Genomic DNA, 20,970 nt, shown 5'->3' on the forward strand with positions numbered 1-20,970 from the left:
CGATGCCCATTCAACATGACGCACCCATTTTAGGCAGATCTTGCAACAATGCATGATGACGGCATGTCGGCTTCCCGGTACCACCTTTGAAGGATACGGGATGCGCGGGGCCGGCGCCTCGCCTCATGGATGGAGGACGACATGAATCGGCCCCTCGGGAAGACCGCCGAAATCGGCGCCACCTCCGCTCCGAGCCTCGTGGAATTCTGCCGCAAGCGGCTCGAGGAATGCCGCTCGCGCGTGCGCAACGAGCCGAAGTACAATCCGGTCAGCCAGCTCGCCTTCGAGCTGTCGCGCCAGCTTGAATCCGGCGATATCGGCCGCAAGGACCTGTTCGCGCTGGCCGACGATCTGTGCCGGGAGAGCCTGACCGCGCGGGCCGAGCGGCTCGCCGCCCATGTCGGGCCGGTCGATCTGGTCGAGAACCGCACACGCCTGAAGGCCGCGATCCTGCGCCTGATCGGCGACGGCCCGGTCACCCCCGAGGCGCTCAACCGGCTGGCGCGCCGCACCCTCGGCATCGTCTTCACGGCGCATCCGACCTTTCTTCTGTCGACGCCGCTGCGCAAGACCCTGGCGGCGATCGCCTCGGGCGAGGCGGAAACCGTGCCGGCCGGCCTGATCGGCCCGGACAAGCGCATCACGCTGACCGACGAGCACGAGGCCGCGATGGCGGCGCTCGACCGCGCCAAGACGGCGCTGAACGAATTCGCCGGCGCCTCGATCGAAATCCTGCGCGAGCGCGGCCATGCCGGCTGGCGCCACGCCCGGATCGGCTATGTCGGGCTCGGCACCTGGGTCGGCTACGATCTCGACGGCCGCACCGACATCCGCTGGGTCGATTCCTTCCGCTTCCGGCTGATCGAGAAGATCCGCCAGATCGGACGCTACGAGCAGGAACTGATCCGCATCGCGGAGCTGAGTCAGGGCGAGCCACAGGTCGCCGACGACCTGGAGGCGCTGGCCTCGCGCCTGTCCTGGACGCGGGCGGCGACCGAACGGGCGCTGGCCGGCTTCTCGGCCGACAAGCTCGATCCGGCCGCGGTCGCGGCGGCGGCCAACAGCATGACCGGCGACCACCCCAACAAGGCGGTCCGGATCGCCCCCTTCGTGAAGGACCTGCAGCGCATCGCTGACCGCGCCTCCGACGACACCGCGGTGCGCCTGGTGGCCCTCCTCAGCGAGATGGAATCGCTCTCCTTCGGCGTCGGCGAGGTGCATCTGCGCATCAACGCCACGCAGTTGCACAACGCGCTGCGCCATCATCTGCATCTCGACTCGGACGACCATTTCAACGGCCGCTCGATGATCGAACGGCTCGGCGCGCTGATGCGCGATTCCAAGCCGCTGGCGATCAATTTCGGCTCGATCGACATCGAGACCAAGACGGCGATGCGGCAGTTCCTGCTCGCCGCGCAGATCCTGAAGCATATCGATGCGGATTCCACCATCCGCTTCCTGATCGCCGAATGCGAGACGCCGGCGACCGTGCTGTGCGCCTCCTACTTCGCCCGTCTGTTCAACATCGCCGACAAGCTCGACGTCTCGCCGCTGTTCGAGACCCCGAAGGCGCTCGAGGGCGCGGCGCGCTTCTTCGACGTGATGTTCGAGAACGAGCAGTATCGAGAGCAGGTGCGACGGCGCGGCCGGCTGGCGATCCAGACCGGCTTCTCGGATGCCGGCCGCTTCATGGGCCAGATCACCGCCGTGCTGGCGATCGAGCGGGTGCACGGCCATCTGGCGCGCGCGGTCGAGCGGCACGGGCTGCAGGATGTCGAGGTTCTGGTCTTCGACACCCATGGCGAAAGCGCCGGCCGCGGCGCCCATCCGGCCGGGTTCGAGGACCGCGCCTACTATGTCATGAGCCCCTGGGCGCGGCGCCAGTTCGCCGATCGGGGCCTCAGGCTCTACCACGAGGTCTCGTTCCAGGGCGGCGACGGCTACACGCATTTCCAGACGCCGGAACTGTCGCTGGCGACGATCACCCGTCTGGTCGAGGCCGACGCCTATTGGGTCGACCGGGCCGACAAGGACCTGCTCTACGCCCACACCAATTTCTCGCTCGATTTCTTCCGCCGGCTGGCCGCCTACCACGACACCATGCTGGAGGATCGCTCCTACCACCGGGCGCTCGGCTCCTTCGCGCAGGGGCTCCTGAACGAGACCGGCTCGCGCAAGTCGCGCCGCCAGTTCGACGTTTCCGGCGGCGAGGTGCATCAGATCCGGCGCATCCGCGCGATTCCGCACAATGCGATGCTGCAGCAGCTCGGCTATCCGGTGAATGTGGTCGCCGGCTTCGGCACCGCCGTGAAGGGCGACGAGGACCGCTTCGCCGAGACCTACGCCTCCTCCGACCGGCTGCGCCGGCTGACCGGGCTGGTCGTCCACGTGAAGCGGCTCGCCTCGATCAAGTGCCTGTCCGCCTTCGCCAATCTGTACGATCCGGCGTTCTGGTCCTCGCGCCCCTATCCGGAGGCCGAGCAGCATCTGGCGGAGCCCTGCCTCTACATCGCCCAGCTCCTGCAGAACGACGACCGCGAGGTGGCGCTCAACGCGCTCGCCGTCTCGATGCGCCTCGATGCGATCCACCTGCATCGGCTGTTCGCCATGGTCGGGCTGAAGGTCGACGACCAGGCGGTCGACGAGCGCGACCGGATCGCGCTGCTGCAGGCCCTCCGTCTGGCCCTCCTGCAGCACCTGTTCCTGATGGCCGCCCGCGTGCCGCGCTTCTCGACGCGCAACGATGTCAGCCGCGAAGACATCATGGAGCTGGTCTTCAGCCTGCGCATCCCGGAGGCGATCGCCATGCTGCGCGACACCTATCCGGTCAACGCGACCGATATCGGCAGCTACGCGCTCGACGAGCCGCGCACCTATCCGGAGGATCGCGTCTCGCACTATGCCGACATCACCGAGGGCATGATCGACCCGATGGAGGCCGTCTATAAGGTCATCCTGTCGATCGGCACCGCGATCGCGCTCGAATTCGGTGCCCATGGCTGAGCCGGACGCGGCCGCGACCAAGGATCCCGGCGGAATGGCGCGGCGTCCGCTCGACAGCGCGGCGGCCATCGGTTACGTTTGAATCTGGGATGCCAGGAGCTGCCGCGCGCGGTGGCTCCGGCCGCCGTGCCGTCCGACGGATCGCTCCGCCGGACGGGTTCCGGCCGACCCCGATGCCGCAACGCCGGCATCCGGAGTGCGTGGTCACTACGATCTGACATGGGGCCGGCGCCCGTGCCAGAATTGGGTTCGTGGTGAGACCTGTCGTCGGGTGCCGTCGCTCGCCCGCCGGCGAGCATAAAAGAATGAAGGCGGAGCGCCTCTTTCGTGTCCGATCGGATGCCGGGCGCTCCAGGCTTTTGAGGAAACGCCCGTGAAATCGCCTGTGCGCTGGCCAGCCCCCGAGACCCCGGCCCCCGATCTCGTCATCGAACGCTTCGCTCCGGAGCAGACCTACAAGACCAAGGTCTATGTGGCGCTGAAGCAGGCCATCGCCAACATGGACATCTATTCCTCGCCCGAACCGAAATGGATCGACGAGCGGCAGCTGTCCGAGCGGCTCGGCGTCAGCCGGACGCCGGTGCGCGAGGCGGTCGCGATGCTGGAGCAGGAGGGCTTCGTCAAGTCGCTGCCGCGCCGGGGCATCATGGTGCTGCGCAAGACCCAGCGCGAAGTGGTCGAGATGATCCAGGCCTGGGCGGCGCTGGAAAGCATGGCGGCGCGTCTGGCCGTCGTCAACGCCACCGACGACGAGCTGAAGGGGCTGCGCAAGCTGTTCGAGGGTTTCGACGACAGCCACAAGCCGTCCGAACATCTCGGCGACTATTCGAGCGCCAACATCGTCTTCCATCAGACGATCATCCGCATCTCCGGCTCGAAGCTGCTCGGCGAGATGACCGACAACCTGCTCCTGCATGTGCGCGGCATCCGCCAGCTGACCATCGGCCGCGACGACCGCATCGGCCGCTCGATGCAGGATCATCTCGGCATCATCGAGGCGCTGGAGAAGCGCGACCCGGACCTCGCCGAGCGCCTGTCGCGCGAGCATACGCTCGGGCTGGCCGCCTATGTGGCGGCGCACGGGCAGGAGATTTTCGACTGACCCGGGCGGAGCGCCGGCCGCCGCAGGCGCCCGGCGCCCGATCCCGCGGGTTCTGATCGGTCGGCTGCAGCGCACTTGGCTCCAGCCGACCGGGCCCCGCGTCATCTTGGGCCGGGTCGCTCGCCCGGTCAGAAATCGACCGCGATGCCCTTCATCTCCCAGTCGCCGTAGCGGACCGGTTCCGGACCCTTGCGGCCGTTCAGCTCGCGCGGGCCGGGATCGGCCGCGTCGGCCGCGGTCGCTCGCCGACGCTCCTCGGCTTCGCGCAGCGCGCGCTGGGCCGCCGGCGGCAGGTCCTCGAAGCGGGGCCGCGGCGCGGCGGCGGCGGGCTCGGCGGCAGGGGCGGTCGGGGCGGACATCGGGAACCTATCGGGCGGTCGGGCGTCTGGGGAGCGAAGCACGGATCGGGCGCGCCGGCTTCGGCAGGCGGCCCGGGCAAGTCCCGGCCGCGCCGCTTGCGGTGGACGGGGTCGGTTCCCATCATATAGAGCGTTGGGGGCCGCTTGCCATCCGCCGAAGGTCGCCGCCGAACCGGCAGCTCATTCCGGGCTTCCGGCGCGGTGTCGCCCGATGCCGCCACGTCTCACGAGGACCGACGCTCGATGAACTATTTCCGCACCGCTCTTCTGCTCGCAGCGATGACCGCGCTGTTCATGGGCGTCGGATTCCTGGTCGGCGGCAAGACCGGCATGCTGGTCGCCTTCGTGGCGGCGCTGGGCATGAACCTGTTCAGCTACTGGAACTCGGGCAGCATGGTGCTCTCCATGCACAATGCCCAGGAGGTCGACATGTCGACCGCGCCGGAGCTGGTCGGCATGATCCAGCAGTTGGCCCACAACGCCAATCTGCCGATGCCGCGCGTCTATCTGATCCACGAGGATCAGCCCAATGCCTTCGCGACCGGCCGCAACCCGGAGAATGCCGCGGTGGCGGCGACGACCGGCCTGCTCAACTCGCTCACCGCCGAGGAAGTCGCCGGCGTGATGGCGCACGAACTGGCGCATATCAAGAATCACGACACGCTGATCATGACGGTCACCGCGACCATCGCGGGCGCCATCTCGATGCTGGCCAATTTCGGCATGTTCTTCGGCGGTAACCGCGACAACAATGGCGGAACCCACTGGATCGGCGCCATCCTGGCGGCCGTGGTCGCCCCCTTCGCGGCGATGATCGTGCAGATGGCGATCAGCCGGACCCGGGAATATGCCGCCGACCGGCTCGGCGCCGAGATCTGCGGCCGGCCGGTCTGGCTGGCCTCGGCCCTGCAGAAGATCGCCGGCGAGGCGGCCCATATCCCGAACCAGCATGCCGAGGCCAATCCGGCGACGGCCCATATGTTCATCATCAACCCGCTGACCGGTCAGGGCATGGACAACCTGTTTTCGACGCATCCGAATACCGAGAACCGCATCGCCGCCCTGGTCGAACTCGACCGCCAGATGGGCGGCGGCGGCTATGGCGGGGGCGGGGGCGGAGGCGGCTCCATGCGCGGCCCGCAGGCCCCGACGGGCGGTGCGCCCGGTCGCGACCCGCGCGGTCCCTGGGGCGGTAAGTCGGCTGAAGATGACGGCGGCGCCTTCGGCGGCGCCCGCTTCCCGACCGCCGGCGGCAATCGCGGGCGCTCGTCCGTACCGCCGGTCGGCGGCGGCGCGCCCCGGGGTCCCTGGGCATGAGCCGCGCGCCCGAGACGCGTGATCGTCCGAGAGGCTCCTTTCGCCCGAAAGCTCCCGGCAAGCCGGCAGGGCTGCCGCCGATCCCCGGACTGGCCGCGCGGCGTGCGGCCACCGATCTGATCGGGCGCGTGCTCGACAACGGCCGTCCGCTCGATCTGGAACTCGACGCCATGGCGGCGCAGGGCGCGTTCCGCGGCCTGGAGCCGCGCGACCGGGCGCTGGTGCGCGCGCTGGTCGGCACCACCCTGCGCCGGCTCGGCCAGATCGACCACGCGCTGTCGCGCCTGATCGACAAGCCGCTGCCCGAGAAGGCCGCGCGGGCCCGCGCCATCCTGCGCATCGGCGCGGCCCAGCTCCTGTTCATGGATGTGCCCGACCATGCCGCCGTCTCGCTGGCGGTCGATCTCGCCGGCGAGGACCGGCTCGGCCGCCCCTGGAAGGGACTGATCAACGGCGTGCTGCGCGGGCTCGCCCGGCGCCGCGACGAGATCCTGCAGAGCCAGGATCCCGTCCGCCTGAACACGCCCGACTGGCTGTTGGTGCGCTGGATCGTGGCCTATGGCGCCGAACGCGCCCAGGCCATCGCGACCATGCACGCGGCCGAACCGACCCTCGACCTGTCGGTGAAGAGCGATCCGGCCGGCTGGGCGCAGCGCCTCGACGGCATCGTCCTGCCGACCGGGACGGTGCGGCGCACTGCCGGCGGCGCGGTCGAGCAGCTCGACGGCTTCGAGGACGGCGCCTGGTGGGTGCAGGATGCCGCCGCCGCCCTGCCGGCGCGCCTCCTCGGCGGTGTCGCCGGAAAGCGGGTCGCCGATCTCTGCGCGGCGCCCGGCGGCAAGACTGCGGCCCTGGCGCTGGCCGGCGCCAAGGTCACGGCGGTCGACATCTCGGCGGACCGCCTGAAGCGGCTGACGCAGAATCTCGATCGCCTGAAGCTCACCGGCGTCGAGACGGTCGTCGCCGACCTGATGGCGTGGGACCCGGCCGAGCCCTATGACGCGGTCCTGCTCGACGCGCCCTGCTCGGCGACGGGCACCATCCGCCGGCATCCGGATGTGGCCTATCTGAAGGACGAAGCCGATGTCGCGGCGCTGGCCGCCACCCAGGCGGCGATCCTCGGTCGGGCGGCCGACTGGGTGAAGGCCGGCGGCACGCTGGTCTATTGCACCTGTTCGCTCGAACCGGAGGAGGGCGAGGCCCAGATCGCCGCCTTCCTGGCGGCCCATCCCGACTACCGGCGCCGGCCGATCGAGGCTGAGGAAATCGGCGGGCTCGCCGAGTGCATCACCGGGGACGGCGATATGCGCACGCTACCGTGCCATCTGGCCGCCGAGGACCTTCGGCTCGGCGGGCTCGACGGCTTCTTCGCCGCGCGTCTGGTGCGCGTGGCCTGACCCCGTCGGGTCCTGCGGGACCCGCGCCGCGGCGCGGGTTTCGCAATTATCTGCATGTTCGCAATTGCGGATCCGCCCGAATGGTCTTGTGTGCAACCGATCCGCCGCGATTGCGCGATCCGGTCCCGCGCCACTAGACTGCACTTTCGTCGGGGGCGGACCGGCACTTCGATTCGACACCGTCGGCGGGGCTGCCCGGATGGTCCGGGTCGTCCCGTGCTGGCCGTGGCAATGCGAAACTCCGGATGCGCGCAGCACGGGCAAGGCCCGGCCGCTCGATTCCGGTCAGTCTTATGGGGGAAATGGTCCGACCATGCGGGCCGGGGACACAGCGCTTCGGGTCGCCGCCGCCGTTCTCATCGCGCGCGAAGCCGGCCGCCGGTCGCTCGCCGCGGCCGTCGCCCTGGCGCGCGGTGCCGGGCGTCCGTTCGAGTCGGCCGCCGATCGGCTGGTGATCGCCCCGCCAGACATCCGCACCGCGGATCCGACGGTCGCCGACGATATCCTGGCCGGCCGCTTCATCTTCTCCGGACAGATGGTCGAGACCTTCGGCCAGTCGCCTTTCCTCGCGCCGCCGGTCTCGGCGGAGTGGGAACGGGTGCTGCATGGGTTCGGCTGGCTGCGCCATCTGCGCGCCGCCGGCGGGCCCGAGGTGCATGGGGAGGCGCGGGCGCTGATCGAGGCCTGGCTGCGTCAGGGGCTGCGCAACCCGGTCGCCTGGGAGCCCGAGGTGGCCGGCCGCCGCCTGATTTCCTTCCTGGCGCAGTCGCCGATGCTGCTCGACGGCTGCAGTGCCGCCTTCTATCGGCGCTTCATGGCGGCGATCGGCCTGCATGCCCGCCGGCTGCGCAATGCCTTCGAGCGGGTTCCACCCGGCCTCGGCCGGCTGCGGATCGCGGTGGCGCTGGTCGCCGTGGCGGTCGCGGTGGACAGTTTCCGGCCGCGCGTGAAGGCGGCGATGAAGCGGCTCGACGACGAACTCGCCCGCCAGATCTTTCCCGACGGCGGCCATGTCGGACGCAATCCTGCGGCCCTTCTCGAAATTCTGGTGGACCTGCTGCCCTTGCGCCAGGCGCATGCGGCGCGTGGGATTCCGGTCTCCTCCGGCGTGATGAACGCGATCGACCGGATGATGCATCTGCTGCGCTTCTTCCGCCACGGCGACGGCGCGCTGGCCCTGTTCAACGGCGCGGGCGTGACGCCGGTCAGCCTGGTCGCCTCGGTCCTGGTCCATGACGACGCGCTCGGCCGCCCGCCCGGCAATGCGCCGCATTCCGGCTATCAGCGGCTGGAGGCCGACCGCACCGTGGTGATCGTCGACTGCGGCCGGCCGCCGCCGCCCGACTACGCCCGGGATGCGCATGCGGGGCCGCTCGCCTTCGAGTTCTCGAGCGGGCGCAACCGTTTCGTGGTCAATTGCGGCGCCCCGCCGCGGACCGGCGATCCGTGGCGCGACATCGCGCGGCGGACCGCGGCCCATTCCACCGTGACGGTCGCGGACGCGGTTGCCGGACGCTTCGCCGAGGGGGTCCTCGAACGCATGGCCGGGCGGGTCCTGATCGCCGGCGCGCAGCGCGTCGAGATCGACCGGCAGGAGCATGAGGGCGCCGTGGCGGTGATCGCGCGGCACGATGCCTGGCTGCTTGCCTTCGGCCTCATTCACGAGCGCACGCTCCGGCTCGCTCCGGCCGGCGATCGCCTCGACGGGCGCGACCGGCTGATCGAGGAGGGGACCCGGCGCAGCGGTCACGCGCCCTTCGCCATCCGCTTCCATCTGCATCCGTCGATCCAGGCGACCCCGCTCGAAGGCGGGCCGATCATGCTCGCCGCGCCCGACGGCGAGACCTGGGAGTTCCATGTCGACGGCACCGCCGCCTCGGTCGAGGATTCGGTTTATCTCGCCGATCCGCACGGGGCCCGGCGCAGCCTGCAGCTTGTCGTCAACGGCAAGGCGCCGGCGGAAATCCGCTGGACCTTCCTGCGCGCGGCGGAACCGCACGGCGCGCGGCGCCGCACCTGACGCCGCCCGCCGCCATCCGGCTTTCCGCCGGGTTTGCCCCCTGTCGGTTTCGTGCTATCGGGCGCGCAATTCCTTTCATTCCCGGGGTCTCCCGGCCTGTCCGAGGTTCGCCATGTCCGTCGCGCCCAAGTCCATCGCCGCGCCCGATCAGGTCGCCGTCCGCCGCGCCCTGCTGTCCGTCTCCGACAAGACCGGCCTGATCGATCTGGCCGCCGCCCTGGCGGCGCGCGGCGTCGAGCTGATCTCCACCGGCGGCACCGCCAAGGCGATCGCGGCGGCCGGTCTCGCGGTGAAGGACGTTTCGGACGTGACCGGCTTTCCGGAAATCATGGACGGGCGCGTCAAGACCCTGCATCCCGGCGTCCATGGCGGCCTGCTCGGCATCCGCGACGACGAGGGCCATGCCGCCGCGATGGCCGAGCACGGCATCGGGGCGATCGACCTCCTGGTCGTCAATCTCTATCCGTTCCAGGAGACCGTCGCGAAGACCAGCGATTGGGCGACCGCGATCGAGAATATCGATATCGGCGGGCCGGCGATGATCCGTGCGGCGGCCAAGAATCATGCCTATGTGGCGGTGGTGGTCGACCCGGCGCAGTATGCCGACGTGATGGCGGCGATCGAGGCCGGCGACGGCACGACGACCCTGCGCCTGCGCAAGAAGCTGGCGCTCGCCGCCTATGGCCGGACCGCGACCTATGACGCGGCGGTCTCCAACTGGCTCGCCGACCAGCTCGGCGAGCCGAATCCGCGCTATCGCGCGATCGGCGGCGAACTGGTCGAGGTGATGCGCTACGGCGAGAATCCGCACCAGCTCGCGGCTTTCTACCGGACCGGCGAGAAGCGCTTCGGCGTGACCACCGCCACCCAGCTGCAGGGCAAGACGCTCTCCTACAACAACATCAACGATACCGACGCGGCCTACGAGCTGGTCGCCGAGTTCGACCCGAAGCGGACCGCCGCCGTCGCCATCATCAAGCATGCCAATCCGTGCGGGGTGGCCGAGGCGAAGACCCTGAAGGATGCCTATCTGAAGGCGCTCGCCTGCGATCCGGTTTCCGCCTTCGGCGGCATCGTGGCGCTGAACCGGACGCTCGATGCGGAAGCCGCGGAGGAGATCGTCAAAATCTTCACCGAGGTGATCATCGCGCCCGATGCCACCGACGAGGCCAAGGCGATCGTGGCGGCGAAGAAGAACCTCCGCCTCCTGCTGGCCGGCGGCCTGCCCAAGCCGGCCGAGATGGGGCTGACGGTGAAGACGGTCGCCGGCGGCTTCCTCGCCCAGACGCGCGACTACGGCACGGTCGACGACATCGACCTGGAGGTGAAGACCCGCCGCCAGCCGACCGGCGGCGAGGAGAAGGACATGGCCTTCGCGTTCCGGGTGGTCAAGCACGTCAAGTCGAACGCCATCGTGTTCGTCAAGGACGGCGCCACCGTCGGCATCGGCGCCGGCCAAATGAGCCGGGTCGATTCCGCCCGTATCGCCGTCTCCAAGGCGACCGAGGCCGCCAAGGCCGCCGGGCTGGACCGGCCGCTGACGGAAGGGTCGGTCGCGGCGTCCGATGCCTTCTTCCCCTTCGCCGACGGGCTGGAGACGATCGTCGCTGCCGGCGCGACCGCGGTCATCCAGCCGGGCGGATCGATGCGCGACAACGAGGTGATCGAGGCGGCCGACAAGGCCGGCATCGCCATGGCCTTCACGGGCATGCGCCACTTCCGCCATTGAGGCCGATCCAGGCCGTCCCATGCCGTCGTTCGCGCGGTGGCTGGCGTGCCGGCAACTGTCAGGCTATCGTTTGTTGGTCCAAGTGCCGAAACGCGGGGAACTCCGCCCAAGACGGTGCGTTACCCCTGGACAGGAAACGATCTCGACAGGAGCCTCTCATGCGTGTTCTTTTTGCCGCCGCGGCGATCGCGGCCTCGATCGCGATGACTTCGGCCGCGTCGGCCCATTCCGAGCGGACCCTGACCGGAGCCGCCATCGGCGGCGGCGTCGGCGCCGTGGTTGCCGGTCCGCCCGGTGCGATCGTCGGCGGCGCGATCGGCGCCTATGTCGGCGGTCCGCGCCTGCACGGTCACAAGCACTGCTACTGGCGCCACCATCGCAAGCATTGCTACTGGCACTGACGCGCTAGGCCGTCCGGTCTGCAACGACCGGACCGGCGGCGCCCCGTGGCTGTGACGACCGACCGGGGCCAAAGGCCCCGGTTTTGATTCGGGTGGGCTAGACACCCTCGTCGCCCCAATGGAGCGAACCCGGGGCCAAATCCCGGCTATGCCCGCCGCGCCGCGGTGCCGGCGAGGAGCCAGAGGCCGACCGCAAAGAAGGCGAGCAGCACCGAGGCGCCGGCGCGCTGGCTTTCCGAGATGTCTGTGACGAAGGCGACCGCCAATGGGCCGGCGAAGCTGGTCACCTTGCCGGACAGCGCGAACAAGCCGTAGAACTGGCCGATCCGCTCGGCCGGGGCCAGATGGGCCAGCAAGGTCCGCGAACCGGCCTGCATCGGACCGGAGACGAGGCCGATCACGCAGCCGAGCGCCACATAGAGCCGCTCGGGCGTCGAGGCGAACAGGCCGTCGCCCGGCACCGGGCCGGCGGCGGGCAGCACGAACAGGATATGGCCGCCGTCGATCGAGACGATCAGGATCGTGGCGGCAATCAGCACGGTCAGCGCGCCGGCGACCACGGCCTTGGAGCCGAGCCGGTCGTCGAGACGGCCGCCGAGCCAGGCACCGATCGTACCGGTGATGGTCAACAGGATGCCGAAGATGCCGATCTCGATCGTCGTCCAGCCGAACACGCCGGCCGCATAGATGCCGCCGAAGGCGAACAGTGCGGCGAGGCCGTCGGTATAGATCATGTTGGCGATCAGGAAGCGCATCAGGTTGCGCTCGTCGCGGCGCAGGGCGGCGAGCGTGACGCGCAGTTCGGCGAGGCCGTGCCGGATCGCGGCCCGCAGGCCGAGCCCGGTCGCGGGCCTATCGGGCGTGAACATGAGCATCGGCAGGACGAAGACGAAGAACCAGACGGCGGAAAGCGGGCCGGTGGCGCGGTCGCCGGCGCCGGTGGCCGGATCGAGGCCGAACAGCGGCCCGAAGCCGAGCAGGGTCCGGCCGGTCTCCGGGCTCGCCGACAGGAAGCCGAGCGTCAACACAAGGCTGATCAGCCCGCCGACATAGCCGCAGGCCCAGCCGAGGCCGGAGAGGCGGCCGAGCCGTTCCTTCGGCACCAGGCCGGGCATCATGGCATTGTTGAAGACGGTCGCGAATTCCGCCCCGATCGTCCCGATCGCAAAGCCCAGGAGGCCGATCGCAACCGCGCCCGGCGTGCCGGGGATCGCCCACCAGAGCGCGGTCGAGCCGACAGCCATCAGGAGGCCGAAGGCCATCACCCAGGGCTTGCGCCGCCCGCTCGCGTCGGCGACCGCGCCGAGCACCGGCGACATCAGCGCGATGACGAGGCCGGCCGCCGCGGTCGCGTAGCCCCACAGCGCCTGGCCGTCGGCGGCCGAGGCGGCGACGCGGGCGGCGAAGAAGGGGCCGAACACGAAGGTGGTGACCAGCGTGAAGAAGGGCTGCATCGACCAGTCGAACAGGACCCAGCCGGCGATGCCGGCCGGGCCGGCATGGCGGGATGCGGCGCGGTGGCCGTCGGCCTGCGCGGCGGCCGTCGGGGCGGGTTGGGTCACGTCGGCTGCTCCGGAAGGGCGTCGAGACAGGTGATGCGGCCTTGCCGGTCGAGGGCGGCGATGCCGGCGAGTTCTGCCATGGCGGCGCGCGGCAGGCGATAGGCCGGCGGGTGGGAGAGCCCCATTTCGCGGGCGACCAGGATGCCGAGCACCAGGATCGCGTCGACCCGGTCGAGCACCAGGGCGGCGGGCGCGGCGCCGGCACGGATCAGTTCGAGCATGATCGAACTCGACGAGGACGAGCCGCGCGTCTCCGGGATCATCAGGATGGTGCCGGCGACGCACTGCCCGTGTTCGGGATGGCGAATGTCGGTGATCCGGCCGGTGACCGGGTCGACGCCGCCCCAGAAGCTGAGCGGTTCGGTCAGGCGCAGGATCGGCCCGGAGACGGCCGGGCCGGGAACCAGGACGGTGGCGACCGGCGCGTCGGTCATGCCCAGGCCCCCTCGTCGCGCACCAGCCGGCCGGCGACGGCGGTCTCGACGCAGTCGTCGAGCGAGCCGTAGACCGTCGCCCAGCCGGTATTGCCGGGGGCGTAGTGGGCGAACTTGCCGGAATTGGTCATCAGCACCTTCGGCCGGTCGAAGGTCGCCTCCGGCAGGATCGGGGCGACCACCACGCAGGTGTCGACGATCGGCACCACGCCGGCCGCCTCCAGGGCCTCCGCGCGGCCCTCCTCCTGCAGCACCTGCCAGACGAAGCGGCTGGTGCAGGCATAGATCGGCAGCCGGGTGCGGCGGCCGGCGAGGCCGCGTTCCAGCGCGGCCAGTTCCTCGAAGGAGAGATGCGGGCTGCCGATCGCGATGGCGTCGGGCTCGGCGGCCCGGTCCGCGGTGGTCAGGCGATCGCGCGCGTCGCGCACCAGCGCCGGCGTGACCACGACCCGCTCGGCGGGCTCGGCACGCCCAAGTGCCGCCGCGAGGCTCGGCGCCTCCGGGGTCGATCCGACGATATGGAACAGGGCGACCGCGCCCGACGAGGCGGCTGCCGCGCCGAAGGCCTTCAGCCGGTCCTCGTCGACGCCCGGCGGCAGGCCGACCACGACCGGCACAGCCTCGCCGCAGAGGCTCCCGACCAGGCTGCCGAGCACCGGATAGAAGGCCTCCTCGGCCTTCAGCCGTTCGGACAGACCGGTCACATCGAAGACGAAGCGGCCGATGCGGTTGCGGTCGAGATGCAGCCCGGTCTCCGGCGCGAACCCGGTCAGGGCGCAGCAGATGTCGAGAAAGTCGCCGAGCCGGTTGGTGCGCGCGCCGAGCACCGAGTTGGCGAAGGCGACCGCGTTCGATTCGCCCCAGGCGACGTGGTCGCCGAGGCCGGGCCGGTGCCCGGCCTGATAGGGCGCGCAGGTCCAGGTCGGCCGGCAGCCGAGCGCCTCGTAGGCGGCAACCATGCGCTCGGCCATCCGCTGCTGATGGGCGGCAAAGCGGACGCGGCCGGCATGGATCAGGTCGAGCGCGCCGACATTGAGCGTGGTCGGCACCGCCACCTGTCCGCCCCCCGCAACCAGCGTCTCGGCGAACAGCACGCCGGCATCGCCATGGAACAGGCAGCCGTCGATATGCGCCGAGGCGACGGGCACCAGACTGTCGGTGCCGAGCAGCCGGGCCGTTTCGGCCAGGATGCGGGCGGCGGTTGCCGCGGCCGGCCCGCGGGCGCCGGCGAGATGGGGGGCGAGGTCGGTCTCGATCGACAGGGGAAGGACTCGTGGTCGGGGCGTGTTTCGGCGGGCATCCTCGTGCCCGGACGGCCGAAGGGCAAGGGCATTGCCGGCCTCTTCTTCCGGCATCGGCAGCGGCACAGGCAGCGGTCCCACAAAAGGACCGGCCGACGGATTCCCGCTTGACCCTACGCAGTTTGCCGCATAGTTTGTGCGCAGTAACATGTTACTGATTGTTCAGGTGGAGAAGTCCCTTGTCGGAAAAGACGAAATTCGGCCTGTCCTGTGCGCTCGTGACCCCGTTCGCAGAGACCGGCGCGGTCGATCTGCCGCGGCTCGCCTTCCATGCCGGTCGCGTCATCGAGCGCGGCTGCGACACCGTCACGCTCTACGGCACGACCGGCGAGGGCGCCGCGATCGGGCTCCTGGAGCGCGAGCGCATGGCCGGTGCGGTCGTCGCCGGCGGTGTCGAAGCGGGCCGGCTCTATGCCGGCGTCGCATCCGCCGTGCTGGACGATGCGATCACGCAGGGCCGCATCGCGCTCGATCTCGGCATGCGCGGCCTGCTGGTGGCGCCGCCCTTCTATTTCAAGTCGATCGACGAGGAGGCGCTGTATCGCTGGTTCGCGACCTTCATCGAAGGCCTCGGCGCGGCGGCGCGCGGCATCGTGCTCTACCACATTCCGTCGATGACCTCGGTCGGTCTCTCGGTCGAGCTGGTCGGCCGGCTCAAGGCCGCCTTCCCGGGCGTGATCACGGCGGTCAAGGATTCCGCCTCCAACTGGGAGGGCACGCAGGCCTTCCTGGCGGCGCATCCCGATCTGCACATCCTGGTCGGCGACGAGCGCCTGCTGTCGCGCGCCGTGCGCGCCGGGGCGGGCGGCTCGATCTGCGGCTTCGCCAATTTCGCGCCGGAAATGCTGCGCCCGGTCATCTATGGCGGCGCCGACAATCCGGACGTGAACCGGATCGTCGATGCGGTCGTGAAGCATCCGGTGATGGCCGCCACCAAGGCGCTGGTCGGCCATGTCTACCAGGATTCCGGCTACGGCCCGATGCGCCCGCCGCTCCGGGCGCTCACCGCGGCCGAGCGTGCCGAACTGTTTGCGACCTTCGACGGCATCATGGCCAAGGCGGCCGCATGACCAATCCGCGGGCGGCCCGGGAGGGCGGCGAGCCGAAACTGCGCGATCTCGCCTATGCGAGCTTCACCGAGCGGCTGCTCGCCCGCGAGATCAAGCCCGGCCAGTTCGTGTCGCAACGCGAACTGGTCGAGATCACCGGCCTGCCGCTCGGGGCGATCCGCGAACTGATCCCGCGGCTGGAGGCGGAGGGGCTGATCACCACCGTGCCGCAGCGCGGCATGCAGGTCGCCCATGTCGATATCGACCTGATCCGCAACGCCTTCCAGTTCCGGCTGTTCCTGGAGCGCGAGGCGACGGCGCTGTTCGCGGCCGCGGCGAGCGCCGATCTGGTCGCCGCCCTGCGCCGCGCGCATGAGGAGATCGTCGCCCGCGCCAAGGCCGGCGGCGATCCGGACCTGGTGCGCGACGCCGAGGAGGTCGACCGGCGCCTGCACCAGACCATCATCGACCATCTCGACAATGCGATCATCTCGCAGGCCTACCGGGTCAATTGGATCAAGATCAAGCTGATCCGGCGCGACGAGACCCGGCTCTACGAGAACCTGATCGTGCCCGTGATGGCCGACCACCTGAAGGTGATCGCCGCCATCGAGGCGCGCGATCCGGCCGCGGCCGCGGCCGCGATTTCCGACCACATCACCAACGCCCGCAACAGGGCGCTGGATCTCTGATCGCCATCCGGGCCACCATGCCCGGCACCGGGCCCCCATGCCCGACACAAGGCAAAGCCGCACGAGACGGCCGCCGAAAAGGGAGGTACCACATGGCACGAGAATTCAGGCTTTCCCGCCGCAGCATCATGGCCGGCAGCGCGGCCGTCGGCGCCGGGCTGTTCATGCCGGCGATCGCGCGTGCCGCCCCGACGGTGATCCGCTGGGGCGATCTGCTGCCGGCCAATCACCCGCAGGTGCGCATGCTGGAGCGCATTGCCGCCGAGGTGAAGGACAAGACCGGCGGCCGGCTCGAGATCCAGACCTTTCCGGGCGGCCAGCTCGGCACCGGCAAGGACATGATGGAGGCGGTCGGTTCCGGCGCCCTGACGGCGACCACCGACGGCGCCGCCGCGCTCGGCGCCTTCCTGCCGCAGCTCTCGGTGATCGAGGCGCCCTATCTGTGGCGCGACGCGGCCCATATGGCCAAGCTCGGCGCGACGCCGCTGTTCAAGCAAATGAACGAGCAGCTGGTCGCCAAGCGCGGCATGCGCATGCTGGCGGTGACCTATTACGGCAAGCGCCACATCACGACCGGTTCCAAGGCGGTCAAGTCCGCCGCCGACATGGCCGGTTTCAAGCTGCGCGTGCCGCCGGTCGACACCTTCCGCGCCATGGCCGAGGCCTGGGGCGCCAAGGCGACGCCGATCGCCTTCAACGAACTCTATCTGGCGCTGAGCCAGGGGGCGGTCGACGGGCAGGAAAACCCGCTGCCGACCATCGCCAGCGCCAAGCTGAACGAGGTGCAGAAGTATCTCGTCCTGACCGGCCACATCATCACGCCGCGCCTGGTCATCTTCAACGAGGACTTCCTGAAGACCCTCGCGGCGGCCGACCGGGCTGTGCTCGATGCCGCCATCGCGGCGGCGGTCGCCTGGCAGGACAAGGAACTGGCCGGCCAGGAGGCCTCGCTGGTCGACACGCTGAAGACCGGCGGCATGACGGTGATCGAGCCGGACATGGACAGCTTCCGCAAGCCGGTCCTGGCGCAGGTGCCGCCGAAATTCGAGGAGAAGTGGGGCAAGGGCGTCTTCGACGGCCTGCTCGCCCTCTGATCGCGCCGCGACCCGCCCCGCCGCATCGGCGGACCTGACCCGGACGGCGCCCGCTGCCGTCCGGGGAGGGCGACGCCTATCCGCGCGCCGGACCGTCCCGACCGCCGTTCGCGTCGATCCCCCTGACCCCTTCCCCTGTCAAACGGAGCCGCCATGCGCCTCCTCGTCCGCACCGTGGATCGCCTCGTCGAGGCGGCCGCCGTCGTGCTGCTTCTGTCCCTGCTCGCCGCCGTGGTGCTGGGCGTGGTCTTCCGACAGCTCGGCGATCCGCTCGCCTGGTCGGACGAGGCGGCGCAATATCTGCTGGTCTGGACGGGGTTCGTCGGCTGGGTGATCGGCACGCGCCGCAACGGCCATATCCGCATCGATGTCTTCTCCAGCCGGCTGCCGATCGTGCTGCAGCGCGTGCTGGAGGTGCTGACCCAGGCCGGCATCGTCGCGCTCGGCGTCGGCATGGCGGTGCATGGCTACGCCCTGATCGGCCGGACCTGGGACGTGGAGGCGGTCAGCCTGCCGGTGCCGACCGCGATCCTCTACGTGCCGCTGCCCTTCGCGGGCGCCGTCGTCGCCCTGCAGGCGCTGGCCGACCTCTTCGATGCCCTGTCCGGCCGGCCGCGCCGCGCCCAGGCCTCCGCGGAGGCGCTGTCATGACGACCATGATGTTCGCCATCCTGGCGGTGTGGTTCGCGGCGCTGCTGATGGGCGTGCCGCTCTATGCCTCGATGGGGCTGGCCGCCTACGCCTTCGTCTATCTCGGCGGCTTCACGGCCTCGATCGTGCCGCAGAAGATCGCCCAGGCGGCGAATTCCTTCCCGCTGCTGGCCGCGCCGCTGTTCATCCTGATGGGCAACATCCTCAATTCGGCCGGCATCACCGAGCGCATCTTCGGCTTCGCCACCGTCTGCGTCGGCTGGCTGCGCGGCGGCCTGTGCCACGCCAACATTCTGGCCTCGGTGATCTTCGCCGGCATGTCGGGCTCGGCGGTGGCCGATGCCGGCGGCGTCGGCACGCTCGAGATCAAGGCCATGAAGGACGAGGGCTACGATCCGGAGACCGCCGCGGCGATCACCGCGGCCTCGGCGACCATCGGGCCGATCATCCCGCCCTCGCTGCCGATGGTGGTCTACGGCGTCTCGGCCGACGTCTCGATCGGCGGCCTGTTCCTGGCCGGCGTCATCCCGGGGCTCTTGATGGCCGTGGCGCTGATGCTGATGGTCGCCGAGGTCGCCCGTCGCCGCAACCTGCCGCGCCATCCCTTCCCGAGCCTCGGCGCGGTCTGGCATGCCTACCGGCGGGCCCATTGGGCGCTGATGACGCCGGTCATCCTGTTCGGCGGCATGATGGGCGGCCTGTTCACGCCGACCGAGGCGGCCGGCGTGGCGACCGTCTACGCCCTGTTCCTCGGCCTCGTCGTCTACCGCGATTTCCGCCTCTCCGATCTGCCGCGCATCGTCGTGGAGACGGTCGAGACGACCGGCATCGTGCTGGCGCTGGTGATGACCGCCGGCGCGCTCGCCTGGTGCCTGTCGATCTCGCGCATCCCGCAGACGGCCGGGCCGATGATCGTCGATCTCGTCGGCAATCCGATGATGTTCCTGCTGGTGGTCAACATCCTGCTGCTGATCGTCGGCTGCTTCATGGAGGCGCTCGCCGCCATGCTGATCCTGATCCCGATCCTGACGCCCGCCGCAGCGCAGTTCGGTATCGATCCGATCCAGTTCGGCCTGATCTTCGTCCTCAACCTGATGATCGGCACGGTGACGCCGCCGGTCGGGGTGGTGCTGTTCGTCACCTGCCGGGTCGCCAATATCAGCTTCGAGGCGATGAGCCGCGCCATCGTGCCCTGGCTTATCCCGCTGATCGCGGTGCTGGCGGCGATCACCTTCTGGCCGCCGCTGACCACCTGGCTGCCGCGCCTGGTGCTCGGGCACTGACCGGGCATCAACACCTTGAGCCAGTCCTTTTCGTCTGGATCGCTTCGATCCAGACGGGACAGGCTCTAGCCTCTTGACGATGACGGCCGCCTCGTCCCATCTCGGGCGGACGAGCCGAGGAAATCGCCGATGACCAGCCCTTTCGCGCCGCTGCCGCGCCGCCGTTCCGTTCCCGTCTCCGTCGGCGGGGTCGTGGTCGGCGGCTCGGCGCCGATCGTCGTCCAGTCGATGACCAACACCGACACGGCCGACATCGAGGCGACCACCGCCCAGGTCGCCGATCTGGCGCGGGCCGGTTCCGAACTGGTGCGCATCACGGTCGACCGCGACGAGGCCGCCGCCGCCGTGCCGCATATCCGCGACCGGCTGGCCCGCCGCGGCATCCGCGTGCCGCTGGTCGGCGACTTCCACTATATCGGCCACACGCTGCTCGCCGACCATCCGGCCTGCGCCGAGGCGCTCGACAAGTACCGGATCAATCCGGGCAATGTCGGCTTCAAGGGCAAGCGCGACGGCCAGTTCGGCGCCATCGTCGAGAAGGCGATCCTGTACGGCAAGCCGGTCCGGATCGGCGTCAACTGGGGCTCGCTCGACCAGGAGCTGCTGACCCGCCTGATGGACGAGAATGCCGCCGCCGGCAGCCCGCGAACCGCGCGCGAGGTGATGCACGAGGCGATCGTGCAGTCGGGCCTGCTCTCTGCCGCGCGCGCCGAGGAGATTGGCCTGCCGCGCGACCGGATCATCATCTCCGCCAAGGTCAGCCAGGTGCAGGATCTGATCGCCGTCTACGGCGAACTGGCCCGGCGCTGCGACTACGCCCTGCATCTCGGCCTGACCGAGGCCGGCATGGGCTCCAAGGGCCTGGTCGCCTCCTCGGCCGCCATGGGCATCCTGCTGCAGCAGGGCATCGGCGACACGATCCGCTTCTCGCTGACCCCGGAGCCGGGCGGCGACCGCACCCGCGAGGTCGTCGCCGCGCAGGAACTGCTGCAGACCATGGGCTTCCGTTCCTTCGTGCCGATCGTCGCCGCCTGCCCGGGCTGCGGGCGGACCACCTCGACCGTGTTCCAGGAACTCGCCCGCGACATCCAGGATCATATCCGCCGGTCGATGCCGGCCTGGCGCGAGAAATATCCCGGCGTCGAGGCGCTGAACCTCGCCGTGATGGGCTGCATCGTCAACGGACCGGGCGAATCCAAGCATGCCGATATCGGCATCTCTCTGCCGGGCACCGGTGAGACCCCGTCCGCGCCGGTCTTCATCGACGGCAAGAAGGCCATGACGCTGCGCGGCCCCGGCATCGCCGAGGCCTTCACGCGCATCGTCGAGGACTATGTCGAGCGGCGCTTCGGCTCGGGCGCCAAGGCGGCGGAATAGGCGATCGGTAGCCGGTGCGGCCGGATTTCGGTCCGGCGCGTCGGGTGCGCCGATCCGCATGCGTCCGCCCTCGCGATCATGCCGTCCCGCCGCGATGCCGCGTCCTCTTGTCGCCGCGGGGGCCGCGCTTTACATGGGGGGAGCCGCCGGGTCGCGCCGGACGGCCCGTCTCTCCCGTGAAGCGCCGCCCCAGGGATCG

Annotated in this window: 17 protein-coding genes; 13 read left to right on the forward strand and 4 right to left on the reverse strand. The window is 70.1% G+C overall.

Annotated elements, in window-relative coordinates; translation table 11 throughout:
- The first annotated feature begins 141 nt into the window (after window positions 1–141).
- On the forward strand, window positions 142–3,003 hold the full coding sequence (locus ABB55_RS16630) for a phosphoenolpyruvate carboxylase (protein WP_160321256.1): 2,862 nt from the start codon (window positions 142–144) through the stop codon (window positions 3,001–3,003).
- Window positions 3,004–3,376: 373 nt separating this feature from the next.
- Entirely contained in the window at window positions 3,377–4,105 is a 729-nt protein-coding gene (locus ABB55_RS16635; RefSeq protein ID WP_054359803.1) for a GntR family transcriptional regulator, read from the forward strand.
- 128 nt (window positions 4,106–4,233) lie between these two features.
- On the opposite strand, the gene ABB55_RS16640 is transcribed toward ABB55_RS16635, so the two are convergent.
- Window positions 4,234–4,464 (reverse strand): DUF1674 domain-containing protein, encoded by a 231-nt coding sequence (locus tag ABB55_RS16640; RefSeq protein ID WP_054359804.1) that lies wholly within the window; start codon window positions 4,462–4,464, stop codon window positions 4,234–4,236.
- A gap of 243 nt (window positions 4,465–4,707) precedes the next feature.
- Between ABB55_RS16640 and htpX the strand changes: the two genes are divergently transcribed.
- The 5 genes from htpX to ABB55_RS16665 all read left to right on the forward strand — a co-directional run bounded on the left by htpX (window position 4,708) and on the right by ABB55_RS16665 (window position 11,328).
- Window positions 4,708–5,781 carry a zinc metalloprotease HtpX gene (gene htpX, locus ABB55_RS16645; protein WP_054359805.1) on the forward strand — a complete coding sequence of 358 codons (1,074 nt, stop codon included), beginning with the start codon at window positions 4,708–4,710 and terminating at the stop codon, window positions 5,779–5,781.
- Window positions 5,778–7,178, forward strand: a complete 1,401-nt coding sequence (gene rsmB / locus ABB55_RS16650) for a 16S rRNA (cytosine(967)-C(5))-methyltransferase RsmB (RefSeq protein WP_083463687.1) — start codon at window positions 5,778–5,780, stop codon at window positions 7,176–7,178. The genes htpX and rsmB overlap by 4 nt, the downstream gene beginning before the upstream one ends.
- Window positions 7,179–7,491: 313 nt before the next feature.
- Window positions 7,492–9,198, forward strand: coding sequence for a heparinase II/III family protein (locus tag ABB55_RS16655; RefSeq protein ID WP_054359806.1), 1,707 nt, complete (start codon window positions 7,492–7,494; stop codon window positions 9,196–9,198).
- Window positions 9,199–9,310: 112 nt separating this feature from the next.
- Window positions 9,311–10,927: a bifunctional phosphoribosylaminoimidazolecarboxamide formyltransferase/IMP cyclohydrolase gene (gene purH, locus ABB55_RS16660; protein ID WP_054359807.1), complete on the forward strand. Its 1,617-nt coding sequence runs from the start codon at window positions 9,311–9,313 to the stop codon at window positions 10,925–10,927.
- A gap of 158 nt (window positions 10,928–11,085) precedes the next feature.
- Window positions 11,086–11,328 (forward strand): hypothetical protein, encoded by a 243-nt coding sequence (locus ABB55_RS16665; protein WP_054359808.1) that lies wholly within the window; start codon window positions 11,086–11,088, stop codon window positions 11,326–11,328.
- A gap of 146 nt (window positions 11,329–11,474) precedes the next feature.
- Here ABB55_RS16665 and ABB55_RS16670 read toward each other — a convergent pair whose 3' ends face one another.
- The 3 genes from ABB55_RS16670 to ABB55_RS16680 are packed head-to-tail and all read right to left on the reverse strand — an operon-like array spanning window position 11,475 to window position 14,691.
- Window positions 11,475–12,890, reverse strand: coding sequence for an MFS transporter (locus ABB55_RS16670; RefSeq protein WP_054359809.1), 1,416 nt, complete (start codon window positions 12,888–12,890; stop codon window positions 11,475–11,477).
- Window positions 12,887–13,324 carry an aconitase X swivel domain-containing protein gene (locus ABB55_RS16675; protein ID WP_054359810.1) on the reverse strand — a complete coding sequence of 146 codons (438 nt, stop codon included), beginning with the start codon at window positions 13,322–13,324 and terminating at the stop codon, window positions 12,887–12,889. The genes ABB55_RS16670 and ABB55_RS16675 overlap by 4 nt, the downstream gene beginning before the upstream one ends.
- Window positions 13,321–14,691, reverse strand: a complete 1,371-nt coding sequence (locus ABB55_RS16680; RefSeq protein WP_244472057.1) for an aconitase X — start codon at window positions 14,689–14,691, stop codon at window positions 13,321–13,323. The genes ABB55_RS16675 and ABB55_RS16680 overlap by 4 nt, the downstream gene beginning before the upstream one ends.
- Window positions 14,692–14,804: 113 nt before the next feature.
- Between ABB55_RS16680 and ABB55_RS16685 the strand changes: the two genes are divergently transcribed.
- From ABB55_RS16685 to ispG, 6 genes are all read left to right on the forward strand, one after another.
- A complete protein-coding gene (locus tag ABB55_RS16685; RefSeq protein ID WP_054359811.1) occupies window positions 14,805–15,695 on the forward strand; it encodes a dihydrodipicolinate synthase family protein in 891 nt (296 codons plus the stop codon).
- A complete protein-coding gene (locus ABB55_RS16690; protein ID WP_054359812.1) occupies window positions 15,692–16,366 on the forward strand; it encodes a GntR family transcriptional regulator in 675 nt (224 codons plus the stop codon). Before ABB55_RS16685 ends, ABB55_RS16690 begins: the two co-directional genes overlap by 4 nt.
- 92 nt (window positions 16,367–16,458) lie before the next feature.
- Window positions 16,459–17,460, forward strand: coding sequence for a sialic acid TRAP transporter substrate-binding protein SiaP (locus ABB55_RS16695; RefSeq protein ID WP_054359813.1), 1,002 nt, complete (start codon window positions 16,459–16,461; stop codon window positions 17,458–17,460).
- A 153-nt stretch (window positions 17,461–17,613) separates the two neighbouring features.
- The gene (locus tag ABB55_RS16700; protein WP_054359814.1) at window positions 17,614–18,111 is read left to right on the forward strand and encodes a TRAP transporter small permease; all 498 of its coding nucleotides are present in this window, start codon (window positions 17,614–17,616) and stop codon (window positions 18,109–18,111) included.
- A complete protein-coding gene (locus tag ABB55_RS16705) occupies window positions 18,108–19,394 on the forward strand; it encodes a TRAP transporter large permease (protein ID WP_054359815.1) in 1,287 nt (428 codons plus the stop codon). The genes ABB55_RS16700 and ABB55_RS16705 overlap by 4 nt, the downstream gene beginning before the upstream one ends.
- Window positions 19,395–19,523: 129 nt before the next feature.
- Window positions 19,524–20,771: a flavodoxin-dependent (E)-4-hydroxy-3-methylbut-2-enyl-diphosphate synthase gene (gene ispG, locus ABB55_RS16710; RefSeq protein WP_054359816.1), complete on the forward strand. Its 1,248-nt coding sequence runs from the start codon at window positions 19,524–19,526 to the stop codon at window positions 20,769–20,771.
- The last annotated feature ends 199 nt before the right edge of the window (window positions 20,772–20,970 follow it).

The organism is Prosthecodimorpha hirschii, from assembly GCF_001305515.1.
Classification (GTDB): domain Bacteria; phylum Pseudomonadota; class Alphaproteobacteria; order Rhizobiales; family Ancalomicrobiaceae; genus Prosthecodimorpha; species Prosthecodimorpha hirschii.

Coding starts and splice junctions, on each gene's coding strand:
- ABB55_RS16705 (WP_054359815.1), top strand. CDS start 18,108: ATGACGACCATGATGTTCGCCATCCTGGCGGTGTGGTTCGCGGCGCTG.
- ABB55_RS16640 (WP_054359804.1), bottom strand. CDS start 4,464: ATGTCCGCCCCGACCGCCCCTGCCGCCGAGCCCGCCGCCGCCGCGCCG.
- ABB55_RS16690 (WP_054359812.1), top strand. CDS start 15,692: ATGACCAATCCGCGGGCGGCCCGGGAGGGCGGCGAGCCGAAACTGCGC.
- ispG (WP_054359816.1), top strand. CDS start 19,524: ATGACCAGCCCTTTCGCGCCGCTGCCGCGCCGCCGTTCCGTTCCCGTC.
- ABB55_RS16630 (WP_160321256.1), top strand. CDS start 142: ATGAATCGGCCCCTCGGGAAGACCGCCGAAATCGGCGCCACCTCCGCT.
- purH (WP_054359807.1), top strand. CDS start 9,311: ATGTCCGTCGCGCCCAAGTCCATCGCCGCGCCCGATCAGGTCGCCGTC.
- ABB55_RS16655 (WP_054359806.1), top strand. CDS start 7,492: ATGCGGGCCGGGGACACAGCGCTTCGGGTCGCCGCCGCCGTTCTCATC.
- rsmB (WP_083463687.1), top strand. CDS start 5,778: ATGAGCCGCGCGCCCGAGACGCGTGATCGTCCGAGAGGCTCCTTTCGC.
- ABB55_RS16675 (WP_054359810.1), bottom strand. CDS start 13,324: ATGACCGACGCGCCGGTCGCCACCGTCCTGGTTCCCGGCCCGGCCGTC.
- htpX (WP_054359805.1), top strand. CDS start 4,708: ATGAACTATTTCCGCACCGCTCTTCTGCTCGCAGCGATGACCGCGCTG.
- ABB55_RS16695 (WP_054359813.1), top strand. CDS start 16,459: ATGGCACGAGAATTCAGGCTTTCCCGCCGCAGCATCATGGCCGGCAGC.
- ABB55_RS16665 (WP_054359808.1), top strand. CDS start 11,086: ATGCGTGTTCTTTTTGCCGCCGCGGCGATCGCGGCCTCGATCGCGATG.
- ABB55_RS16700 (WP_054359814.1), top strand. CDS start 17,614: ATGCGCCTCCTCGTCCGCACCGTGGATCGCCTCGTCGAGGCGGCCGCC.